Source organism: Psychromonas algarum (genome assembly GCF_004376845.1).
GTDB lineage: Bacteria > Pseudomonadota > Gammaproteobacteria > Enterobacterales > Psychromonadaceae > Psychromonas.
Map to the genome: position 1 here is coordinate 1 of NZ_SNUW01000006.1, position 21,831 is coordinate 21,831.

The following is a 21,831-nucleotide window of genomic DNA, read 5'->3' on the forward strand; positions in this document are numbered from 1 at the left end:
TCACATCACCGACTGCCACGATTGATGTAGTCGTTGCCGTAGCGCCATCATCATCGGTAGTCACTAGCGTAATAGTCGCATCACCATTGAAGTTCTCGGCTGGTGTGAAGGTATAAGTCCCATTTTCATTATCAACGACAACCGTACCTTGCTCAGCAGGCACCGTTGCAGTCGTCGTAACCGTGCCATCAACATCTGCGGCCGTGAACGCAACCGTCACTGAGCCACTGTCTTCATCCAGACTGCCATTCGCAGCAGTAAATGTCGGACCGTCGTTAACGTCATTGACTGTCACGGTTGAGATAGTACTCGCCGTCGCGCCGTCATCATCGGTGGTCACTAAGGTAATAGTTGCATCACCATTGAAGTTCTCGGCTGGTGTGAAGGTATAAGTCCCATTTTCGTTATCAACGACAACCGTACCTTGCTCAGCAGGCACCGTTGCAGTCGTCGTAACTGTGCCATCAACATCTGCTGCCGTAAATGCCACTGTCACTGAGCCACTGTCTTCATCCAGACTGCCATTCGCAGCTGTAAGTGTCGGACCATCGTTGACATTAGTAGTATCAGCAGGATCAATAATGCCTGAGGTACCCGTATCACCCGTTGAGCTTGTCGCTGTCACAGTGAAGTCAGGTAAATCTTGACCTGTATTCATCAACGCAATACCCGCTGGCGTTAAGGTAACTTGTCCACTAACAGGATCAATAACGTAGTTGGTTTCATCACTGATAGCGTAAGTAATATCAGAGTTATCAGGGTTCGTAGAGCTCGCTTGAGCAATCACGGTGTTGTTATCAGCCGTGCCTTCTGTGATGCTGCTAATAACGTTATCAACCGATACCGTTAAGCCATCATCTACGTCTGTTGTATCTGCAGGGTTAACAACATCTGACGTTCCACTAATAGCATTTGGACTCGTCGCTTCTACGGTAAAGTCTGGTAGATCGTTACCACTATTAACTAGTAGCACACCTGCATCAGTTAAAGTAATGACACCCGTTGACGGATCAATACTGTAGTTATCTGTATCGCTAATTACATAAGTAATACTCAGGTCATCGGGGTTCGTCACATTGGCAATACCAATAACAGTGGTGTTATTCGTAGTACCTTCTACAATACTATCGATTACATTGCCTACCGTTACTTCACCAACATTAGGAGGAGTATCATTATCGACAATAGTTACAGTACCACTTGCTTGATTATCACCAATTTTCGCAGTTAGGGTTAATTGTTCAGTACTCTCAACAAGTCCATCATCAAGGGTATTAACAACAACTGTTATTGAATCAACATTGATAGGAATGATGACATGACCGCTTTGAGCAAATGCTAAATATTGAGGGGAACTTGGATCACCATAAAAAGCTTTAATACTTGATGGGTCATAGTCACTTAAATCAGCTTGTTCTGAACTTAATGAAATGTTTAATAAGATAAAGCTACTAATGTCTTCATGTTTATCTAAATCGATAATAAAGCTTGCTACATCCCCTTCATTAATTTGAGCATCAGAAACAGATAGGTTGACAGGTAAGTCATTATCAAAGATACGCAATGTACCTTGTCCATCAGTAATAATCGCATTAGTCGCATCCGATAAATTAACCAAAGCAAATTCAGGTGAATCTTCAATTATAAAGTCATCGATAATTGGAATAGAAATTGTCGCTGTCGTTTCACCAGGTAAGAAAGTAATTGTTCCTTCCACCGCAGTAAAATCTTCACCAAATAACGCAGAAAGCTCTTGTGTACTATATTTGACAGTGACTATTTCACTGCTGACTTCACTTAACGTAACAGTAAAAACAGCTTCACTTTGCCCTTCTGATGCCAATACATAATCAATATCAAGTGTTGGTAATTGACTCGGTGTCGAGTCGTTATCTTCTATAGCAAATATTAACGTTTCGTCATAGAAATTATCACCTGATACTTCTGCTCTGAAGTACTCTGTCGCTTCTATTTCAACATCATCGAAAATAGGAATACGAATTTCAATACTTTGATTGCCGGTGGCTAGTTCAAAACCGAAAATAGGACGAGGGATATCACTAGATGTATCAAGAGATACCACTGTCATAGTATTCCATGTTTCTCCACCATCATTTGAATACTCTACTGGAACGGTATAATCGTCTGCGTATTCTGCAATGTTTAAAACACCATTTTCAAATTGAGCCTCTTTGCCTAAGGCTGTTAATTCAGATAAAACTTGTTCCGTTAACTGTTCGCTTAATAACTCACTGGTAAAGTTAATTGTTAATGCACTATCTTCATCAAAAACTAATGAACTGTTTAATGTAAATTGATTATATCCATCGCCTTCATTTACATCTGCGATATCACTTGATAGATGAGATTTGTAAAGATCTAAACTTTCGGATGTAACATCACGGCTTACAGTCCAGTCTTCGACTCTATAATCTATCGATAAACCTTCGAGGTCTTTTCCTGTAATTCCTTCGAATAAAACAACTGAGTATTGACCATCACCATTATCAACTAACTCACCAATATGAGAAAAATCGGCTGACAATTTCACATTATCAACAACTAAATTTTCAGTGACTACCTGTTGGCCAACAGCCCCAACTAATAGATCATCACTAGTAAAATTGATAACACCATTGGCATCATCAAAATGATAGGTAATTAATGCGCCAGGCACATCTAAAGTATCAACTATTCGTTCATCTGCGCTATCAGGAGTTCGATCACCAGCCAAGTCTTGGATCGTATCTGCAACATGCTCCATCGCAATACTTTCAAAAACATTATTCCCTTCACCTGATTTATCTAATTCTGATTCACGAGTAAATTCAATACCAAGCTCAGCCAATACCTGAGAAAGCATCTCTTTACCTGAAGTAGAAAGCAATAAAGGCTCTCCAGTGGTTTTATCGATGTAATTACTTAATGCATCACGAACCTCTTCAGTAATAGTGATGTTAGACGCATAACTTGAATCAGTATTCGCTAATTGATTTGTTTGCAATAGTTCATCTGAAGGCGTTGAATCAGTTAGATCACTATCTAACGCTTGTAGGAAAATAGCCATATTCTCTACATATTGGCTATTATTATCTGACAGTTCAGTACCTGCAATATCTTGTAAGAACAAAATATCACCTTGTATGACATCAGCACTAAATTCAGCGACAATCACATTCCCAACGGTTAATGTAATTACATCACCCGCCATATATTTCAATTCCCCTGATACACCTGAGTCGCCAGTTATCCCAGATAAACCAGATGAAGTTGAATAACTCACCCCATTTACAAAATTATCGGTTAACTGCACTGAAAAAGGGCTATCACTTGGAGAAGGTGATGCTGAATCATCTAATAATGAAAATGATGGTCTCGCAAAATTTGAATCAGAAAATTTTTCAATCGGTGCAAAAGATAGGCTGAAAGAAGTAGTATTAAATTCAGTAGTAACAATTGTTTCTTGTCCATCCCGCTCAAACTGAACAGCAGAAGAACTACCTCCATTTGATAACTCACCGGCAGCAGTATCGATATCTAAATCAAAAACATCTTCCTCTATAGCTAATAGAGCATCAATATCTTCAACGTCAACTACAGCTGTATCTTCATCGTTATCTACGGTTTCGACTTTTTCTGTCGCTGAGGCGATAGTTTCTTTAGCTTCATCAAGTTTCTCATCATTTAAATTAAGCTGTTCTTCGGTCGACGCTAATTCAGCTTTGTCACTTAAATTGTTTTGCTTATCCATCTATCTACCCCAACACCATGTCGTCACAATTAAGACATTTTCTATTCAATATTTTAGAAAAAATTTGTCATTTTAATTACTTATTTAATGCAGTTTGATCATTCCCAAAAAACATTAAGCAAAAAAATATAAATACCTATCTAAAGTAATAGAAACATGCATTTTAGTCAAATAAATCAAAGGCATTAGTCAAATAAAGAAAAGCTGTATTTGACCTTTTATACGATTCAGAAAAATGCGTGAAAAACAGAAATAATAAGATTGAAAAAATAGAGGTTTAATAGATGAGAATATTCAAGATATACAACAAATTAATTTTAAATAATGTAAAAGAAGCCGGAAATATTTATTAAAAATGTTTAAAGGGGATTTATAAATGAAAGAAAAACTAGAAAAAAACAATAGAAATGTGATTAAAGATGGTGGGCGATACTGGGTTCGAACCAGTGACCCTCGCCTTGTAAGGGCGATGCTCTCCCAACTGAGCTAATCGCCCATCTTTAAATCTTTTATAAATATCATGGTGGGCGATACTGGGTTCGAACCAGTGACCCTCGCCTTGTAAGGGCGATGCTCTCCCAACTGAGCTAATCGCCCATGATATTTATTGCTGTTAATAATAATGTAATTAAAGATGGTGGGCGATACTGGGTTCGAACCAGTGACCCTCGCCTTGTAAGGGCGATGCTCTCCCAACTGAGCTAATCGCCCATCTTTATTTACTATTAACAATCTTCGAAAGTGGTGGGCGATACTGGGTTCGAACCAGTGACCCTCGCCTTGTAAGGGCGATGCTCTCCCAACTGAGCTAATCGCCCACTTTCAAAGTTCAATCTTTTAATTCTTTTGAAGAATTCAGCAATATGGTGGGCGATACTGGGTTCGAACCAGTGACCCTCGCCTTGTAAGGGCGATGCTCTCCCAACTGAGCTAATCGCCCATATTACTTAAAAACAAACTAAAACATAAAATTGATTGCCGTTGTTTGTGGGGCGTATTATAGGGATCGCCTTTTTTCAGTCAAGCCATTTTTTAATAAAATTGTGCTTTTATGGCTGACTGCTCAAAGGGTAATCAATAAACGGTTATTATTTACAATTATTTGTTTTTTCTGAAGCAAATATGGCTTCTATGTAAATAGTTAATGTAATTAGGTGGCGTTCCGTTAAAATAAACACATTACTCTTCAAGCTGTATTATAAGGAAGCTTTTTCATGACAGTTAAAACTCGTTTTGCCCCTAGCCCAACAGGCTATTTACACGTTGGTGGTGCGCGTACTGCACTTTATTCATGGTTACATGCAAAAAGTAAAGGTGGTCAATTCGTATTACGTATTGAAGATACCGATATAGAACGTTCTACTCAAGAAGCGGTTGATGCGATTTTAGAAGGCATGAAATGGTTAGGGTTGGACTGGGATGAAGGTCCTTATTACCAAACTAAACGTTTTGATCGTTACAACGAAATGGTTGAGCAACTATTAGCAGAAGATAAAGCTTATAAATGTTACGCACCAAAAGAGCTATTAGATGAAATACGTGCTGAACAAGAAGCGAATAAAGAGATGGCTCGTTATGATGCTAACCATCCAAAAATTATTGCTGTTAATCAAGCTGCTACTGAAGATCAACCTTGTGTTATCCGTTTTCGTAATCCTAAAGATGGCTCAGTTGTTTTTAATGATGAGATCCGCGGTAATATCGAAATTGCAAATGATCAATTAGATGACCTTATTATTCGCCGTAGCGACGGCTCACCTACTTACAATTTCTGTGTTGTCGTTGATGATTGGGATATGGGGATCACCAATGTAGTACGCGGTGAAGACCACATCAATAATACACCTCGTCAAATTAATATTTATGAAGCACTAGGTGCTCCAGTTCCTTCTTTTGCACATTGCTCAATGATCCTAGGTGATGATGGTGCAAAATTATCTAAACGTCACGGTGCAGTATCAGTTATGCAATATCGCGACGAAGGTTACTTACCAAATGCATTAAACAACTATTTAGTACGTTTAGGTTGGTCTCACGGTGATCAAGAAGTTTTCTCTCAACAAGAAATGATTGATTTATTTAGTCTTGATCATGTTAGTAAATCAGCTTCTGCATTTAATACTGATAAATTATTGTGGTTAAATAACCATTACATTAAAACGTCAGATCCAGAATATGTTGCAGGTCATTTGCAATGGCATATGGATCAACAAAATATCGACACAACTAATGGTCCCGCTTTAACTGAAGTGGTTACTGCATTAGCTGAACGAGCAAAAACATTAGTTGAATTAGCAAATTCTAGTCGTTACTTTTATGAAGAATATAAGGAATTTGATGCAACTGCTGCGAAAAAACATTTACGTCCAGTAGCAAAAGAAGCATTAGTACTTGTGCAAGCGAAACTACAAGCAACTGATGATTGGGCTATTGAAAATTTACATCAAATTATTGAAGACACTGCAACTGAATTAGAAGTAGGCATGGGTAAAGTCGGCATGCCATTACGTGTTGCTATTACAGGTGCAGGTCAGTCCCCTTCTCTTGATGTGACTTTAGCATTAATCGGTAAAAAAAGAAGCGTAGAGCGTATCTCTCGTGCTATTGCATTTATTGAAGCACGTGAAAGTGCAGCATAAACACTAATACCATTAAATACGACAAATCCCGTTAAGTTATTTCTCATACTTAGCGGGCTTTTTTATGAAGTTGTTTGTATTTTATTACATTAGATTCATTATTTGAGAATACGTTTTTTTCCAATCCCTATAATCGATATCCACTGGAATATTTTGTCCATTAATAGCTAAGACTAATGATGGAAATCCTTGAATCGGGAATTGTCGGCTATTAGAGATTTCTTGCATCAATTCTGTATTCAGCTTCTCATCATGAAGTTGTTGCTCAACATCTTTTCTATTTAAGCCCACCTCTTCTGCTAAATTAATTAACACATTAGTTATTGATGGATTTTTAGCTTGTAAATAATAAGCCTGCTGAATAGCAAATAATATTTCCTTTTCTTTATTATTTTTACGGGCAATTAAACAAAGTCGACAAGCTGGATAAGTTGAACGTTGCGGAGTGCATTTACTCCAAAAATCAAAATTAAATTGCGTGCCTAATTGAACATGAATATTGTGCCAAATACTTTGTAACGATTGCTGTAAATCAAGTGGCATCTCCACGTCAGAATCAGGCGCTAAACCACCTAGCTGATAATGTATAGATACTTTATCGGATAAAACCTCTGATAATTTAAGCCAAGTATCTCGATAACCCCAACACCAACTACACATAGGGTCATAAACATAATATAAAATAGGTTTACTCATGGGTAACTTCCTCTTTGAAGCATCTTGATACGGATCAGAATGTAAAATATTAAGTTGATGGTACTATAAGCAAAGTTTTTTATTAATCTATCAATAACAGGAATTCATGGTGGCACAACTCTATTTTTATTATTCAGCGATGAATGCCGGTAAATCAACATCATTATTACAATCCTCTTACAACTATCAAGAGCGTGGTATGAATACATTTGTATTGACCGCTGCTATCGATAACCGCTCTGGTGTTGGGAAAGTGTCATCTCGTATTGGGATAGAAAGTGCTGCTCATATTTTTAATGATACGGATAATTTAGCGGAAATGATCACGGCAGTAGATCTGCAACAAAAGCAACATTGTATTTTAATCGATGAATCACAATTTTTAAGCAAAGAACAGGTCAAACAATTAACCTATGTAGTCGATATTTTAGATATTCCCGTATTATGTTACGGCATCAAAACAGACTTTCAAGGTGAACTATTTCCAGGTAGCCAATATTTATTAGCTTGGGCAGATAAATTAGTTGAATTAAAAACCATCTGTCATTGTGGGCGCAAGGCAAATATGATCTTACGATTAGATAAACATGGTCAAGCAATACATAAAGGTGCACAGGTTGAAATAGGTGGCAATGAAAGTTATGTCTCAGTTTGTCGTAAACACTTTAGAGAAGTCTTTTGGGATAACCAAGAGTAATAAACAATAACAATAAAATGATAGGGTCAATCAACTACCCTATTCAATTCATAATAACAATAGATTCAACAACCAGTGGTCACTGAGCCAGTTGTAGGGGCATCACCATTATTAGGGTTGTAATAAAAGGCATAACATAAATCCTCTAATTTCATCCCTTTCAACCAAATTAGTACTAAACCTTTGCTGCCATTTGTCGAGATAGGAATACCATCAGCCGTTCTTTGATTACCCACTCCACAGATTTCATTCACAGTACATTCATCAGCAATTTTAGTAAAAGTAATCTCTTGTCCCACATCTAGTGCATAACGCCATGCATTATTCCAATGACCGGTAATGTATCCATCATTCACTGCTATTGGGTTCCCATTTAAAGTAATAAATCCATCTTTAACATTTTCAATGTTTAACTTCATTTGTACTAATGAAGCCGTTGAGCTCATTGCACCTTGCATTGCATGTACCGTGGCAATACGGGCTTCCGTTGCTAAATTATTAAATTTAGCAAATGCAGTGCTCGCTAAAACAGCCAAAATAACAATCACAATCACTAATTCAATTAAGGTAAATCCATTCTGAAGAGATTCACTAGTAGTTTTATTAGACAACAGTAAATTGTGATCCCTTTTTAATTGAGCATGAGTCGCTGCTATAATCATAAATAATCACAAATCAGTAGAAAAGTAATATTTATTTTACATTTAAAACATTAAATTAAGAGTAAAAAAAAGCGACTCTGTGAGTCGCTTATAAAAATTAACTACCTTTTATTTAATTAGCCTGCATTAGGGTAAGTAATTTCTGCATTGCTTAATAATAAAGTCACTAATGCTTGGTAAGTTGCTTCAGAAGAACTTCGCTCTAGCATTGTTGCTAATTGAGCAGTTGTCTCTTTATCAGCTTTACTTGCATCAAGTTCAATCACTTTAGTTAACTCGATAACTGCAAAATCACCTTGTGCTGTCACAACATAATCTCGAGTTACTTTGTTCTCTGCAGGTTTAGCTAGCTCGAATAATCGTTGAACGATTTGACTATCATGGTCACGAGTATAACGAGTAAATGTTAATGGCGAATCAAAGCTAATTTTTTTAGCTGCTAATTCACTAGAAACAGATTCACCAGCCGCTAATTTAGCCATTAATGAATCAACAAATTCCTTTGCTGCATTAGCCGCTTTTTGCTCTTTTAATTGCAATGAGATTTGTTCAGAAACATCTGCTAAGGGTTTAGTTGCTGCTGCTTTATAATCGTTTACACGTACTACAACCGCTTGTGAATCACTTAATTCAATAATCTCTGAATTTAGGCCATCTTGACGGAAGTTATGATCAAATACTTTGCTTAATACAGCATTATTGTTTAATTCACTTGGTACGTTCTCAGCAGAGAATAGATCGGTTTTTTGAATCTCGAGACCAACTTCAGCAGATGCTTCTTCAAGATTATCTGGCGATTCAAATGCTACTTCACTTAAACGTTGATATAACTCATCGTAAACGTCTCGTACTTTCTCTTGTTGTAGAGTTTCAGCAACTTGAGATTTTACTTCGCTTAATGGTTGTATCGTACTTTCTTGAACATCAAGTAACTTAATAATATGGTAACCAAACTCAGACTGAACAACACCAGAAATAGGTGCATCTTTAGTTAATGCAAATGCACTTTCATCAAATGAAGGATCCATTACCCCACGCTCAAACCAGTCTAACTCACCGTTATTTTTTGCAGAGTAAGCATCATCAGACTTAGTTTTTGCTAATTTAGCAAAATCAGCTCCTTCATTAACTTCAGCTAAAATAGCTTCTGCCTTAGCTTTAGCTTTTGCGCTATCACCTTGAATGAAAATATGCGCCACTTTACGACGTTCAACACGTTGATAATCACTTTCATGTAATTCGTAATAATGTTGAATATCTTCATCACTTATTTTCACATCTGCACTTAGTGCCGTAGAATCTAATAAAATGTAATTAACACTTACTTTTTCAGGTTCTTGGAATAATTGGCTATTATCATTGTAAAATGCTTTAAGCTCATCTTCCGTTGCAGGTTGTTCAGAATTAAATTTGCTACTTTTAATATTTAAAATACGAGCTACACGTTTTTGGCCTTGTAATTGATCAGCTTGCTCAACTTCAAACGGCAAAATGAATTCACTACCAACTAATGATTGTAATAACTGAATACGTACTAAATCGCGTTTAAAGTTTTCACTAAATTGTGCTGGCGATAAATTATTATTACGTAATAAAGAAAGATACACGTCATTATTAAATTTGCCATCAACCTGAAATTCAGGCATTGCTCTAATCGCTTCTTTAACTTGATCATCACTCACACGTAATCCCATGTTTTCAACTGCTTGTGCAATTAAACGTTCAGTAATCAGTGTTTGTGTCGCTTGTGCACGTACTTGTTGTGCAAAGTTTGGATTTGAAGCGATTAAATCAAATTGTTCGCCATATTGTTGTTGCAGATTAGCTCTTTCGTTTTGATAAGCTTGATCAACACTTTGTTGTGAAATCGCTTCGCCATTTACGGTTACGGCAGCATTTTCTGAAGTAGAACCTAAATAACCACTCACACCAGCCAAGGCAAAAGAAAGGATTATCACAACTAAAATTGATTTAGCGACAATACCTTGTGAGCCTTCGCGCATTCTTTCTAACATAATATTTACTCTTTAATACTTAAAACAAAAAAGCGCATCATAGGACGCGCTTAATGCATAACTTCAACTAACAAGTTTTAAACGTTGATAGCATCTTTTAATGATTTACCCGCTTTAAATGCAGGCACTTTTGCTGCAGCAATTTGGATTGGTTCATTAGTCTGTGGGTTACGACCAGTACGAGCAGCACGTTCTTTAACTGAGAAAGCACCAAAACCGATTAGAGATACGCTGTCACCTTCAACCAAAGCAGTCGTCACACTATCAATAAATGCGTCTAATGCACGACCAGCAGCAGCTTTAGAAATATCTGCGCTTTCAGCGATGTTATCGATTAATTGTCCTTTATTCATTTGTAAATCCCCTGTCTATAATAAATTGGTGCTATTTAATGTTGAATGGCACATTGTAAAAAATTCTGCCTCTAGGCTACTTCTCTATTTAAATTCAAGCAAGTAAATTTGAATAAAATTAGCTACGTAGCCCTTATTTTATGCGGTTTATCACCTATTTGTCGACTTTTTCAACAGAAAAGCCTTTGATGCTATCTTGTAAAGCAATCTCTAATACTTCATCAATCCAACGGACTGGTTTAATTTCCAACTGTCCTTTGATGTTATCTGGGATTTCTTCTAGGTCTCGAGTATTTTCAAATGGTATTAATACCGTTTTAATTCCACCACGGCGAGCAGCTAATAATTTTTCTTTTAAGCCACCGATAGGCAATACTTCACCGCGTAATGTAATTTCTCCGGTCATAGCAACATCTGCGCGAACAGGAATGCCTGTTAAGCTAGAAATTAATACCGTACACATTGCGGCACCAGCACTTGGTCCATCTTTTGGCGTAGCCCCTTCTGGTACATGTACATGAATATCACGTTTTTCATGAAAATCACTATTAATACGCCACTCTTCAGCTTTAGCACGTACCACTGTCATTGCAGCTTGAATCGACTCCTTCATGACATCACCTAATGAACCTGTATAGGTTAATTTACCTTTACCTGGTACAGAGGTTGCTTCAATGGTCAGTAAATCACCACCAACTGATGTCCATGCAAGACCTGTTACTTGTCCAACTTGATTTTCTGAATCAGCTTTACCAAAATCGTAACGACGCACACCTAAGTAATCTTTTAAGTTATCTATCGTGACTTCTACTTTTGTCAGTTTTTTGTCTAATAAAATATCTTTAACCACTTTACGGCAGATTTTAGAGATTTCTCGCTCTAATGCACGTACACCCGCTTCACGCGTGTAATAACGAACGATGCCAATAATTGCGCTGTCATCAATTGAAATTTCAGATGCTTTTAAACCATTACGTTTTACTTGCTTACTTAGCAAGTGATGATTAGCAATATTTAGTTTTTCATCTTCCGTATAGCCAGATAAATTAATTACTTCCATTCGGTCTAATAAAGGACCTGGAATATTCATTGAGTTAGAGGTAGCAACAAACATAACATCCGATAAATCATAATCAACTTCAAGGTAATGATCATTAAAGCTATTATTTTGCTCTGGATCTAACACCTCTAATAAAGCGGATGCAGGATCACCTCGCATATCAGACGCCATTTTATCAATTTCATCTAATAAAAATAATGGGTTCTTAACGCCAACTTTAGTCATTTTCTGAATTAACTTACCCGGTAAAGAGCCGATGTAAGTACGTCTATGACCACGGATCTCAGCTTCATCACGAACACCACCTAACGCCATACGAACGTATTTACGTCCAGTAGAGCGAGCAATAGACTGCCCTAATGAGGTTTTACCAACACCTGGAGGACCAACTAAACATAAAATAGGCCCTTTTAGTTTATTGATACGAGTTTGAACTGCTAGATATTCTAAAATCCGTTCTTTAACTTTTTCTAAACCGTAATGATCTTCATCTAATATTTCTTGTGCTCGTGCTAAGTTCTTTTTAACCGGGCTACGTTTTTTCCACGGTACATTAACTAAACTTTCAATGTAGGTGCGAATCACGCTTGCTTCTGATGACATTGGTGACATCATTTTTAATTTTTTAAATTCTGATAATGCTTTCTCTTTTGCTTCATCTGACATACCAGCGGCTTCAATTTTGTCAGCAAGTTGGTCAAGGTCACTTTGCCCATCTTCACTATCACCTAACTCTTTTTGAATCGCTTTCATTTGTTCGTTTAGGTAATACTCACGTTGGCTTCGTTCCATCTGTTTTTTAACACGGCTACGAATGCGTTTTTCAACTTTCAAAATATCTTCTTCGTTTTCCATCATTCCCATAAGGAACTCAAAACGTTCAGTCACACTAGTTAGTTCTAAAGCAGCTTGTTTATCTTCTAAATTTAATGGCATATGTGCAGCAATCGTATCTGCAAGGCGTTCAGGCTCATCAATACCATTAACTGATGCTAATACTTCTGGCGGTATTTTTTTATTTAGTTTGATATAAGACTCAAATTGACCAAGCACACTACGAATAAGCGCTTCTTCTTCTTGCTCATCAACCGATTCACTTTCTAACAATTCAGCTTCTGCAAAAAAGTATTCTTCGTGCTCAATATTACGCATAATGTTAGCGCGCTGTACGCCTTCCACTAACACTTTAACCGTACCATCAGGTAATTTTAATAATTGTAAAATATTAGCAACAGTACCAATCGAATAAAGCTCTTCTATTTTAGGATCATCTAAAGACGCTTCTGTTTGTGCAACTAATAATACTTTTTTGCCTTGCTCCATCGCAGCTTCTAAACAGCTAATCGATTTTTTTCTGCCGACAAATAATGGAATAACCATGTGTGGGTAAACTACAACATCACGGAGTGGTAAGACAGGTAGCGTCAACAGCTGATCTGTTTCTAATTTCATATTGTCTCCAGAAAAAGGATTGAAAATAAATATACGGAAATGAATACATGAGTAAAAATATTTTAAGTAAGTTTAATACTGGGGATATTAAGAATTTTTTCAAGCACATAAACAAAAAAAGAGAGCATAATGCTCTCTTTTTTTATTATATTGTTACTAATTGATTACTTATCAGACGATACAAGTTTGTTTTCGTCATCTGAATAAATTAATAATGGAGTTGCATCCCCTTTAATAACATTTTCATCAACAACAACTTTGCTTACATTTTCAACTGAAGGCAAGTCATACATAGTATCTAATAACACAGCTTCAACAATTGAACGTAAACCACGAGCCCCAGTTTTGCGACTCATTGCTTTTTTCGCCATTGCAGTTAATGCTTCAGGACGGAACTCAAGCTCTACGTTTTCTAGGCCAAATAAAGCAGCATATTGTTTAGTAATCGCATTTTTAGGTGCTGTTAATATTTCAACTAATGCTTCTTCATCTAACTCAGTTAATGTTGCAATAACAGGTAAACGTCCAATAAATTCTGGAATTAAACCGTATTTAGCTAAATCTTGAGGTTCAACTTTTTTGAAAGTATCGCTTAATGATTCTTTGTTATCTTTGTCTTTAACCGTTGCACCAAAACCAATACCAGCACCCGTGTTCATACGTTGCTCAATGATATTATCTAGACCAGAAAATGCCCCGCCACAAATAAACAATATTTTAGACGTATCAACTTGAATAAATTCTTGGTTAGGATGCTTACGTCCACCTTGAGGAGGAATAGAAGCAACAGTACCTTCAATTAATTTCAATAACGCTTGCTGTACACCTTCACCTGATACATCACGAGTAATAGATGGGTTTTCAGATTTACGTGTTATTTTGTCAATTTCATCGATGTAGATAATGCCACGTTGTGCTTTTTCAGGGTCATAATCACATTTCTGTAATAGTTTTTGAATGATGTTTTCTACGTCTTCACCCACATAACCTGCTTCTGTTAATGTAGTTGCATCAGCCATTGTAAATGGTACATCTAATAATCGCGCCATGGTTTCAGCTAATAATGTTTTACCACTACCTGTTGGACCAATTAATAAGATATTAGATTTACTTAGTTCAACACCGTCTGCAACATCACCATGCTTTAAACGTTTATAGTGATTATAAACTGCAACAGAAAGTACTTTTTTAGCAAGATCTTGACCAATAACATAATCATCTAAAGACGCACGTATTTCATGTGGTGTAGGTAATTTTTTATTACTTTCATCCGTTTCAGTTGCATTAGTAAGTTCAGCAATCTCTTCTTTGATGATATCGTCACAAAGATCAACACACTCATTACAAATATACACCGAAGGTCCTGCAATCAGTTTTTTTACTTCATGCTGACTTTTGCCACAGAACGAACAATACAATAGGCTATTGTTGCTAGCATCATTGTTGTTTTTATCCGACATAGTTATTCCTTAATTATTTTCTGTGCGCTAATACTGAATCAACAAGTCCGTAATCAACTGCTTCTTGAGCACGCATAAAGTTATCACGATCAGTATCTTGTGCAATAACTTCGATATCTTTACCCGTATGGAATGCTAATAGTTCATTCATACGATGTTTAGTGGCTAATATTTCTTTAGCATGTATTTCAAAATCAGATGCTTGACCTTGGAATCCACCTAATGGTTGATGGATCATTACTTTTGCATTAGGTAAACAATGGCGTTTGCCTTCAGCACCACTTGCTAATAAGAAAGCGCCCATACTCGCCGCCATTCCCATACAAATAGTACTTACATCGGGTTTAATAAATTGCATCGTATCGTAAATAGCCATACCTGCACTAATAGAACCACCAGGTGAATTGATATAAATGTAGATATCTTTTTCAGTACTTTCAGACTCTAAAAAAAGTAATTGTGCAGTGATCACGTTAGCCATGTGATCTTCAACAGGGCCAGTTAAAAAGATAACTCGCTCTTTTAATAATCGAGAATAGATATCATATGAACGCTCACCTTTTGCGGTTTGTTCCACAACCATAGGGATAAGCGCGTTACTGATTTGATCCGTATTTCCAGCAAATGGGTTTGTCATATTCCATCCTAATTATTTGGTTTAATATTTTTAGCAAAAATGAAAATGGCCCGAGTGATATCACCCGAGCCATTGAAAAATCTAACTAACTGAATTAATAGTTTGAAGCCTATTAAGCAGCTGGTTTATTCATTACTTCATCGAACGACTTGTTCACAGTAGTAACGTTAGCTTTTTCAATGATGAAGTCAACAGCTTGCTCTTCTAATGCAACATTTTCCATGTTTTGCATTAGTTCTTTGTTGTTTTTGTAATATTCAACAACTTCAGATGGGTTTTCGTAAGCTGATGCAGCATTGTCAATCAATGCAGTTACTTTATCTTGATCAACAGTTAACTCATTAGTTTTGATTACTTCACCTAGTAATAGACCTACTTTAACACGCTTTTCAGCTTGTTCAGTGAATAATTCAGCTGGTAGCTCAGGCATGTTATTAGGATCCATTTGCTTACCGTAACGCTCCATAGCTTGTTTACGTAATACGTTAACTTCGCCATCTACTAATGCTTTAGGCACTTCAACGTTGTTACTTTCAACTAATGCTGTTAATACGTTATCTTTTGCAGTATTTTTTAATACTTGGTCAAGTTCACGTTGCATGTTTTTCTTAACGTCTACTTTAAGCGCTTCAACATCACCGCTCTCAACACCGAATTTTTTAACAAATTCTTCAGTTAATTCTGGTAAAATTTGCTCTTCAACTTTAGTTAAAGTGATCGCAAACTGTGCAACTTTACCTTTAAGTTGTTCTGCATGGTATTCTTCAGGGAAAGTCACGTCAATGTTGAATGTTTCGCCAGCTTTATGGCCAACAATACCAGATTCAAAACCTGGGATCATACGGTCACTACCTAATACGATTTGGAAACCTTCAGCTTTACCGCCTTCAAAAACTTCACCGTCGATAGAACCTTCGAAATCAACAGTTACTTGGTCATCATTTTTAGATTCACGTTCAACAGTGTTCCACTCAGCGTGTTGCTTTTGTAGCGTTACTAACATGTTATCTAAATCTGTATCAGCAATTTCTGTTGCTACAGTTTCTACTGCTAACTCTTCTAAAGCATTTAATGCAACTTCAGGATAAACTTCAAACGTAGCAGTGAAAACAAAGTCTTCACCTTTTTTACGAGCAAGTGGAGCAACAGCAGGAGCACCAGCTGGGTTTAATTTTTCAGCAACAATCGCTTCATAGAAGTTACGTTGCATAAGTTCACCACCAACTTCTTGTTCAACAGCAGCACCGAAACGCTTAGCAATTACAGAAGCTGGAACTTTACCTGGACGGAAGCCATCAACACGTTGTGTTTTAGAAAGATGACGGATACGACCATCAAATTCTTTATCAAATGCTTCAGCAGCAACAGTAATCGTTAATACGCGCTCTAGGCCTTGTGTAGATTCAACAGAAACTTGCATGTTATTTCCTTTATCTTTTCGTTAAAATTTGTATTTATTGGTAAAAGTAACATTTTATTTACTTTCACCACTAAGGTGTATTTGCTTAGACTAACCGCATGATAAAATCACACCTTAATTAAAAATCATGTTCTAATTTCTATGGTGAAATTTAAGACGCGCCATTATAGACACTGTTTACTGGATAGTCGATAGGTAGCCCATAGTAAAACGCAGCATGGAAGTCAGTTTTTTGGTTGAACACTCATTATTTTTATAATTTGTTGGAAGTTTGTACATATAATAATATTAATGAGATTAATTATTCACTCTAATGCAGCTAAAATCGGCGGGATAAAATCATTAAAAAGCATTGTTTGAATTCACAGAAGATGTTCATTTCCACTTTACTGTCTCTAATGGAAACGAATTTTCAGTTTACTGTTAACAAGTATAAAAATAATTAACCTGCAAGAGAAGTTGTAATAAAACCACTGATCCCCGAAAAGACAATTTGTGCGCCAATAGCCGATACAAATAAACCTGCTATTTTAGGTAAAATCTCCAACCCTTGCTGACCTAATAAGCGCTGAATTCTATCCGAAATTAACAACACTCCCATCACTGATATTACTGCTGCAATTAATGACAGACATACAATCAATATATCTTTAGGAGCACTTAACTCGGCACCAATAACCATTAATATACCAATCATTCCCGGACCAACAGTAATTGGAATGGCCAGGGGGACAATAGCAAAATCAGTACCTCGTTTATTATCCGTATCAGGCACTTCCCCACCACCTTTTATCATATCTAATGCACTCAGAAATAAAACAGTACCCGCACCAATTTTAAATGCATCTAAGGTAATACCAAATAAACTAAAAATGTATTTACCAAAGAGTAAGAAAATTAAACTTGTAATCGCGACTGTGATGCCTAATTTTAAAATTATTTTTTTCTTTTCTGATTTAATTAAATTTTTACTAAGAACCAAAAAAACAGATAACACAAAGAAAGGTGTCATCATAAAAAATAGTTTCATATATAGGGTAACAAACTGTTCCATTTATCATCTCGCTCATGATTAGGTCATAATATAATTTGAGAGTAAGTCGGTCATTAACCCGATCTCAATGTAATTTGCCGCGATGCTAACACAGAGTCTTTTATCAGGTCTGTAACTATTTTATAAAGCGAACAAAAAAGCCCTGCTATTGTTTTTACAACAATAGCAGGGCTTTCATTAATGTGATAAAGAACCTAAATTATATATTGTTTATAACTATAACGCGCTCATATAAGCTTTAAGTGCTTTTAACCTAACGGTAGCCGCACCAATGATATCCATAAAACCGAGTATTGGGTGTGGCTTTTCAGCAGATATCCAAGCTGAACCCGTTGCACCAATTGGTACGTTATAACCTTCAGGTTCTTCAAACTCGATGATGACAGTACGTCCATGTGTCCCAGAGTTTTGAGATACATGCTGACGAACTTGCTGATCACTTGCTCTATTATTAAGCATCGCTTCACCAGTGCCCGAGGTTAAACTATGCACACGCCCACGGAATATTTCACCTGGATAAGCATCAACATAAAACTCTGATAACTGCCCTTTTTTGATATAACGATAAGCTTGATCGGGAATACGCATTTCAACAAACTTTTTATTGGTATTATAAATATGCATATTACCCAAGCGCGTACCATTCGCTAATGTTGTCACTGACATTTGACCATCAAAAGGAGCACGTATTTCTTTGCGTCCATCTTCCCATTTAGCAGTATTGATATCAGAATTTAATTTATCTATTTCCGCTTTTCTCATTTCGATATGCGCATTAGTGACATCAATATCAGTAAGTAAATCATCTCGACTAGACTGACTCGCAAAATCATTCAATTTAGCTAAACGTTGTAAATGTCTTTGGTCATTGGATACTTGAGTTTGCAATGCTTTAATCTCTGATTCTTTTGCAATCAATTGTGCTTTGATTGCTTGCACTTTCTCACCACTGTCCACTGATACTAAGCTATAAAGTAAATCCCCTTTTTTAACAAATTGGTTATGGATAACGTTAACGTCCAATACTTCCTGTCCTATTAATGGGCTTAATACCGCATGTGGGGCTTTCACAGTAGAGCTATCAGTTAAATCAGCTGGAGACCAAAAACGGTGCGCCGTAAAAAGCATAAACGAAATAAAAGCGCCTAAACCCACATAAATAACCGCATTACGCAGAGTCCATTGAATAATCCCCATTTTAACTAATAACCAAATGATAAAAATATACGGTAGCATTATCTCTTTCATTATTTTTCCCCTTGCTTTTTATCAGTGTTTTTATTGATATCACTAGGTCGGCCATTAACACCTAGGTTAATAATTTCTGATAGTTTATAAGCGATCAAATCCCAACGTGTAAAAGCAATAATAATGGCTAACACCCACCACACTTTATCGATAAACAAACCACACAAAGATAAAGCAAACACAACTTGTACATGCTGACTCGCTACCTTTTGTGCTTTATGCACAGCCACTTCATGTAAGGTCCACATGAGATAAAGTACATACACAACCACACTCAGTGTGATGGTAAAAATAAAGCCCATAAAGAATTCAGAATTCATTAACCCTAAAATAGTCGGATATCCGTTAGCAAAATAACTTTCAGGAATGTCTTGTCCATGCACGGTTGACATCGCACCAAATATTGCAGAGATCCCAACAAACACCGCTACATAAAGTGACATTTTCATAAGATTGATAGCTATTCGTTGATATAACGGCGCTTTCATTTGCAACATTTTTTGTTCAGAAATTGCCATGTTTGAATCTCCTCCATCCAATACTTCTTTTTCTATTATTTTTGTATCTTGCTGTGTCATAAATAGCTTCTCTTTATAATTTATTTTTTATTAATGCATTGCAGTTAATTATGTATATGAGTTTATTTTTATTATTTATTTGATAAATTAATGCGACAAAAGAAAGATATGCTATTTTCAATGGAAAAATGGAATAATAGATATTCCATACAAACGCTTAGTTTTTATATTATTGAATGTAAATGAACAAAAAGAGAAATGATGAAAGATCTTAATGCCTTGCATGTTTTTATCGCGATTTATCAAACTGGCTCAACACTTCGAGCAGCAACGCGCTTAGGTCGTTCTCAATCTTATGTATCAAAAGTACTAGCTCAATTACGTGAAGATTTAAATGATCCCTTATTCATTCGCACCAGTGTGAGTTTATCGCCAACCAGTTATGCAGATGAAATCGCGCCTAAACTTCAAGAAGCATTAAATTTAGTAAATTACTCATTACAACCTCAGGATTTTGATCCTGCTAATATCAGCAGAATATCTATTCATATGATTGAGCCATATATACTTGGTGTGGGTAAAGAGGTTATCAATACGATTAGACAATTCACCGATGCAGAAATTGAATTAAAATGCTGGGCGCATAATAGTGAAGGTTTGATTGAAGATGAAAAAGTAGATGTCGGCTTTCATGTATTAAAAGACCGTCCACAAATTTATTCGCAAATACCTTTAGTTGGCGTTTCTGGTGAATTAGTTGGCAAAAAAGATTCAGAATTAATCAAGTATGTCAGCCCAGGTATTAATGATCATATTGATTATTTTAAGCAAATGGATAGTAATGCACATGCGAGTATTTTTATCGATCATTGTGGATTGTTAGATCAATTAATGGAGAATTATCAATGCTATCGACATATTCCTATAACAAGAAGCGCTCAAAATATTAAACCGCATTTGTCTTTAGCGCTTATATTTAAAACCTCTCAAAAAAATTCACAAAAGAATAAATGGTTAAGGGAGTTATTAACCCCGATCCTTGAAAGCTTTAAAATAATTTAAAAAACTAGCAAGTCTCAGGTTAATTGAGTAAAACGAGCAGACAATAAATCCGCAAGATCCTGTGCGGCTAATTGAATTTCTAAACCTCGTTTGCCAGCACTTACATAAATAGATCCATGTAACAAAGCACTTTTATCAATCAAGGTAGTTAGCTGTTTCTTTTGACCTAATGGGCTCACTCCCCCCAAGACATAACCAGAGGAGCGTAAAACATCATTCTTATCCGCCATATGTGCTTTTTTTGCTTGTAGTGTATACGCCACTGATTTTAGGTTTAATTGTTCAGTAACAGGCAAAACAGCGACAATAAGTTGCTTATCAATATCCACCACTAAAGTTTTGAATACTTGCAATGCATCTACATTTAATTTTTCTGCCGCTTCCAATCCGTAAGACGCATGTTTTTTATCATGCTTATATTGATGAACTTGAAACTTTATTTTGTGCTTTTCAGCAACTTTAATTGCAGGTGTCATAATATTCTACTTATTCATTTATAAATCAGTTAATGCGCGATCTTCTACAGCTGTATCGACTTGCTTAATAAAAGAATCATCTGCCCCCGTATTCTCGGCAATCTCTTTTCCAAAAGAGATTTTGATAGGCTCAGGCCAAGAACTAGCTGACCATATCTGACTTCGTAAAAATGCTTTATTACAATGAAAATAAGCATTAATAATCGAAACTTCCATCACTAGCAAAGCATCATGAGAATCTGAAGCAAGCTTTTTACATAGCAATTCACCACCTAATAAACGGCATTCTCCTGCCACTCGTAATGTTTCATTACTGCCCGGTACAATAAATATAAGTGATACTTTGTTGTTGCTTAATATATTTGTCAGCGAAAAGGCGAGTTTATTTCCTTTACGCTCAGGTATTAACAATTTTTTATTATCTATAACGTCAACAAAACCAGGCTTATCTCCTTTAGGTGAAATAGTCGGAAAACCTAATTCGTCTACACTAGAAAGCATTAATAGAGGTGATTGTTCAATAAATTTTTGCATGCGAACATTAAGATGGTTATATATTTTTTTACGTGCCATCGGACTTTCTTCACCGATAGCTTTACGCATCATTTCTAAATCTTCGATATCATGCATA

General features: G+C 36.3%; 17 protein-coding genes and 5 tRNA genes. 3 read left to right on the forward strand and 19 right to left on the reverse strand.

Translation table 11 applies throughout. From position 1 onward, the window contains the following. The 6 genes from E2R68_RS06470 to E2R68_RS06495 all read right to left on the reverse strand — a co-directional run. On the reverse strand, nucleotides 1-3,751 hold a 3,751-nt coding region (locus E2R68_RS06470), incomplete at its 3' end, for a cadherin-like domain-containing protein (protein WP_134276691.1). Between the two features lie 420 nt (nucleotides 3,752-4,171). After that, nucleotides 4,172-4,247, reverse strand: a tRNA-Val gene (locus E2R68_RS06475). A gap of 25 nt (nucleotides 4,248-4,272) precedes the next feature. Then, nucleotides 4,273-4,348: transfer RNA gene (locus E2R68_RS06480), tRNA-Val, on the reverse strand. Between the two features lie 38 nt (nucleotides 4,349-4,386). After that, nucleotides 4,387-4,462 (reverse strand) — tRNA-Val (locus tag E2R68_RS06485). A gap of 31 nt (nucleotides 4,463-4,493) precedes the next feature. After that, nucleotides 4,494-4,569 (reverse strand) — tRNA-Val (locus E2R68_RS06490). 46 nt (nucleotides 4,570-4,615) lie between these two features. Beyond that, a tRNA-Val gene (locus tag E2R68_RS06495) sits at nucleotides 4,616-4,691 on the reverse strand. A 274-nt stretch (nucleotides 4,692-4,965) separates the two neighbouring features. Between E2R68_RS06495 and gltX the strand changes: the two genes are divergently transcribed. Then, complete coding sequence (gene gltX / locus E2R68_RS06500; RefSeq protein ID WP_134276692.1) at nucleotides 4,966-6,390, forward strand: glutamate--tRNA ligase; 1,425 nt, start codon at nucleotides 4,966-4,968, stop codon at nucleotides 6,388-6,390. 84 nt (nucleotides 6,391-6,474) lie between these two features. On the opposite strand, the gene E2R68_RS06505 is transcribed toward gltX, so the two are convergent. Continuing rightward, a complete protein-coding gene (locus E2R68_RS06505) occupies nucleotides 6,475-7,086 on the reverse strand; it encodes a DsbA family protein (RefSeq protein WP_134276693.1) in 612 nt (203 codons plus the stop codon). Nucleotides 7,087-7,195: 109 nt separating this feature from the next. Here E2R68_RS06505 and E2R68_RS06510 point away from each other — a divergent pair, with 109 nt between their 5' ends. Then, the gene (locus E2R68_RS06510) at nucleotides 7,196-7,783 is read left to right on the forward strand and encodes a thymidine kinase (RefSeq protein ID WP_134276694.1); all 588 of its coding nucleotides are present in this window, start codon (nucleotides 7,196-7,198) and stop codon (nucleotides 7,781-7,783) included. A 65-nt stretch (nucleotides 7,784-7,848) separates the two neighbouring features. Here the strand turns inward: E2R68_RS06510 and E2R68_RS06515 are convergent, their stop codons facing one another. From E2R68_RS06515 to E2R68_RS06560, 10 genes are all read right to left on the reverse strand, one after another. Beyond that, nucleotides 7,849-8,394, reverse strand: a complete 546-nt coding sequence (locus E2R68_RS06515) for a type II secretion system protein (protein ID WP_166738821.1) — start codon at nucleotides 8,392-8,394, stop codon at nucleotides 7,849-7,851. Between the two features lie 167 nt (nucleotides 8,395-8,561). Next, nucleotides 8,562-10,460, reverse strand: a complete 1,899-nt coding sequence (locus tag E2R68_RS06520) for a SurA N-terminal domain-containing protein (protein ID WP_134276696.1) — start codon at nucleotides 10,458-10,460, stop codon at nucleotides 8,562-8,564. 77 nt (nucleotides 10,461-10,537) lie between these two features. Continuing rightward, nucleotides 10,538-10,813 carry an HU family DNA-binding protein gene (locus E2R68_RS06525; protein WP_025565236.1) on the reverse strand — a complete coding sequence of 92 codons (276 nt, stop codon included), beginning with the start codon at nucleotides 10,811-10,813 and terminating at the stop codon, nucleotides 10,538-10,540. A 154-nt stretch (nucleotides 10,814-10,967) separates the two neighbouring features. After that, a complete protein-coding gene (lon, locus tag E2R68_RS06530; protein ID WP_134276697.1) occupies nucleotides 10,968-13,325 on the reverse strand; it encodes an endopeptidase La in 2,358 nt (785 codons plus the stop codon). 164 nt (nucleotides 13,326-13,489) lie between these two features. Next, nucleotides 13,490-14,785 carry an ATP-dependent protease ATP-binding subunit ClpX gene (gene clpX / locus E2R68_RS06535; RefSeq protein WP_134276698.1) on the reverse strand — a complete coding sequence of 432 codons (1,296 nt, stop codon included), beginning with the start codon at nucleotides 14,783-14,785 and terminating at the stop codon, nucleotides 13,490-13,492. Between the two features lie 13 nt (nucleotides 14,786-14,798). Beyond that, complete coding sequence (clpP, locus tag E2R68_RS06540; RefSeq protein ID WP_134276699.1) at nucleotides 14,799-15,422, reverse strand: ATP-dependent Clp endopeptidase proteolytic subunit ClpP; 624 nt, start codon at nucleotides 15,420-15,422, stop codon at nucleotides 14,799-14,801. A gap of 112 nt (nucleotides 15,423-15,534) precedes the next feature. After that, on the reverse strand, nucleotides 15,535-16,842 hold the full coding sequence (gene tig / locus E2R68_RS06545; RefSeq protein WP_134276700.1) for a trigger factor: 1,308 nt from the start codon (nucleotides 16,840-16,842) through the stop codon (nucleotides 15,535-15,537). A gap of 442 nt (nucleotides 16,843-17,284) precedes the next feature. Next, nucleotides 17,285-17,896, reverse strand: coding sequence for a MarC family protein (locus E2R68_RS06550; protein ID WP_134276701.1), 612 nt, complete (start codon nucleotides 17,894-17,896; stop codon nucleotides 17,285-17,287). Nucleotides 17,897-18,112: 216 nt separating this feature from the next. Continuing rightward, on the reverse strand, nucleotides 18,113-19,144 hold the full coding sequence (locus E2R68_RS06555; RefSeq protein ID WP_134276702.1) for an HlyD family secretion protein: 1,032 nt from the start codon (nucleotides 19,142-19,144) through the stop codon (nucleotides 18,113-18,115). After that, nucleotides 19,144-19,722, reverse strand: coding sequence for a CrcB family protein (locus E2R68_RS06560; protein WP_208380143.1), 579 nt, complete (start codon nucleotides 19,720-19,722; stop codon nucleotides 19,144-19,146). Before E2R68_RS06560 ends, E2R68_RS06555 begins: the two co-directional genes overlap by 1 nt. Before the next feature lie 201 nt (nucleotides 19,723-19,923). On the opposite strand from E2R68_RS06560, the gene E2R68_RS06565 reads away from it, so the two are divergent. Then, nucleotides 19,924-20,724, forward strand: a complete 801-nt coding sequence (locus tag E2R68_RS06565) for a LysR family transcriptional regulator (RefSeq protein ID WP_134276703.1) — start codon at nucleotides 19,924-19,926, stop codon at nucleotides 20,722-20,724. Between the two features lie 14 nt (nucleotides 20,725-20,738). On the opposite strand, the gene ybaK is transcribed toward E2R68_RS06565, so the two are convergent. Together ybaK and E2R68_RS06575 are read right to left on the reverse strand one after the other, a co-directional pair. Next, nucleotides 20,739-21,200 carry a Cys-tRNA(Pro) deacylase gene (gene ybaK, locus E2R68_RS06570; protein WP_134276704.1) on the reverse strand — a complete coding sequence of 154 codons (462 nt, stop codon included), beginning with the start codon at nucleotides 21,198-21,200 and terminating at the stop codon, nucleotides 20,739-20,741. 18 nt (nucleotides 21,201-21,218) lie between these two features. Further along, entirely contained in the window at nucleotides 21,219-21,830 is a 612-nt protein-coding gene (locus tag E2R68_RS06575) for an MSMEG_1061 family FMN-dependent PPOX-type flavoprotein (RefSeq protein ID WP_134276705.1), read from the reverse strand. Between the last annotated feature and the right edge of the window lies 1 nt (nucleotide 21,831).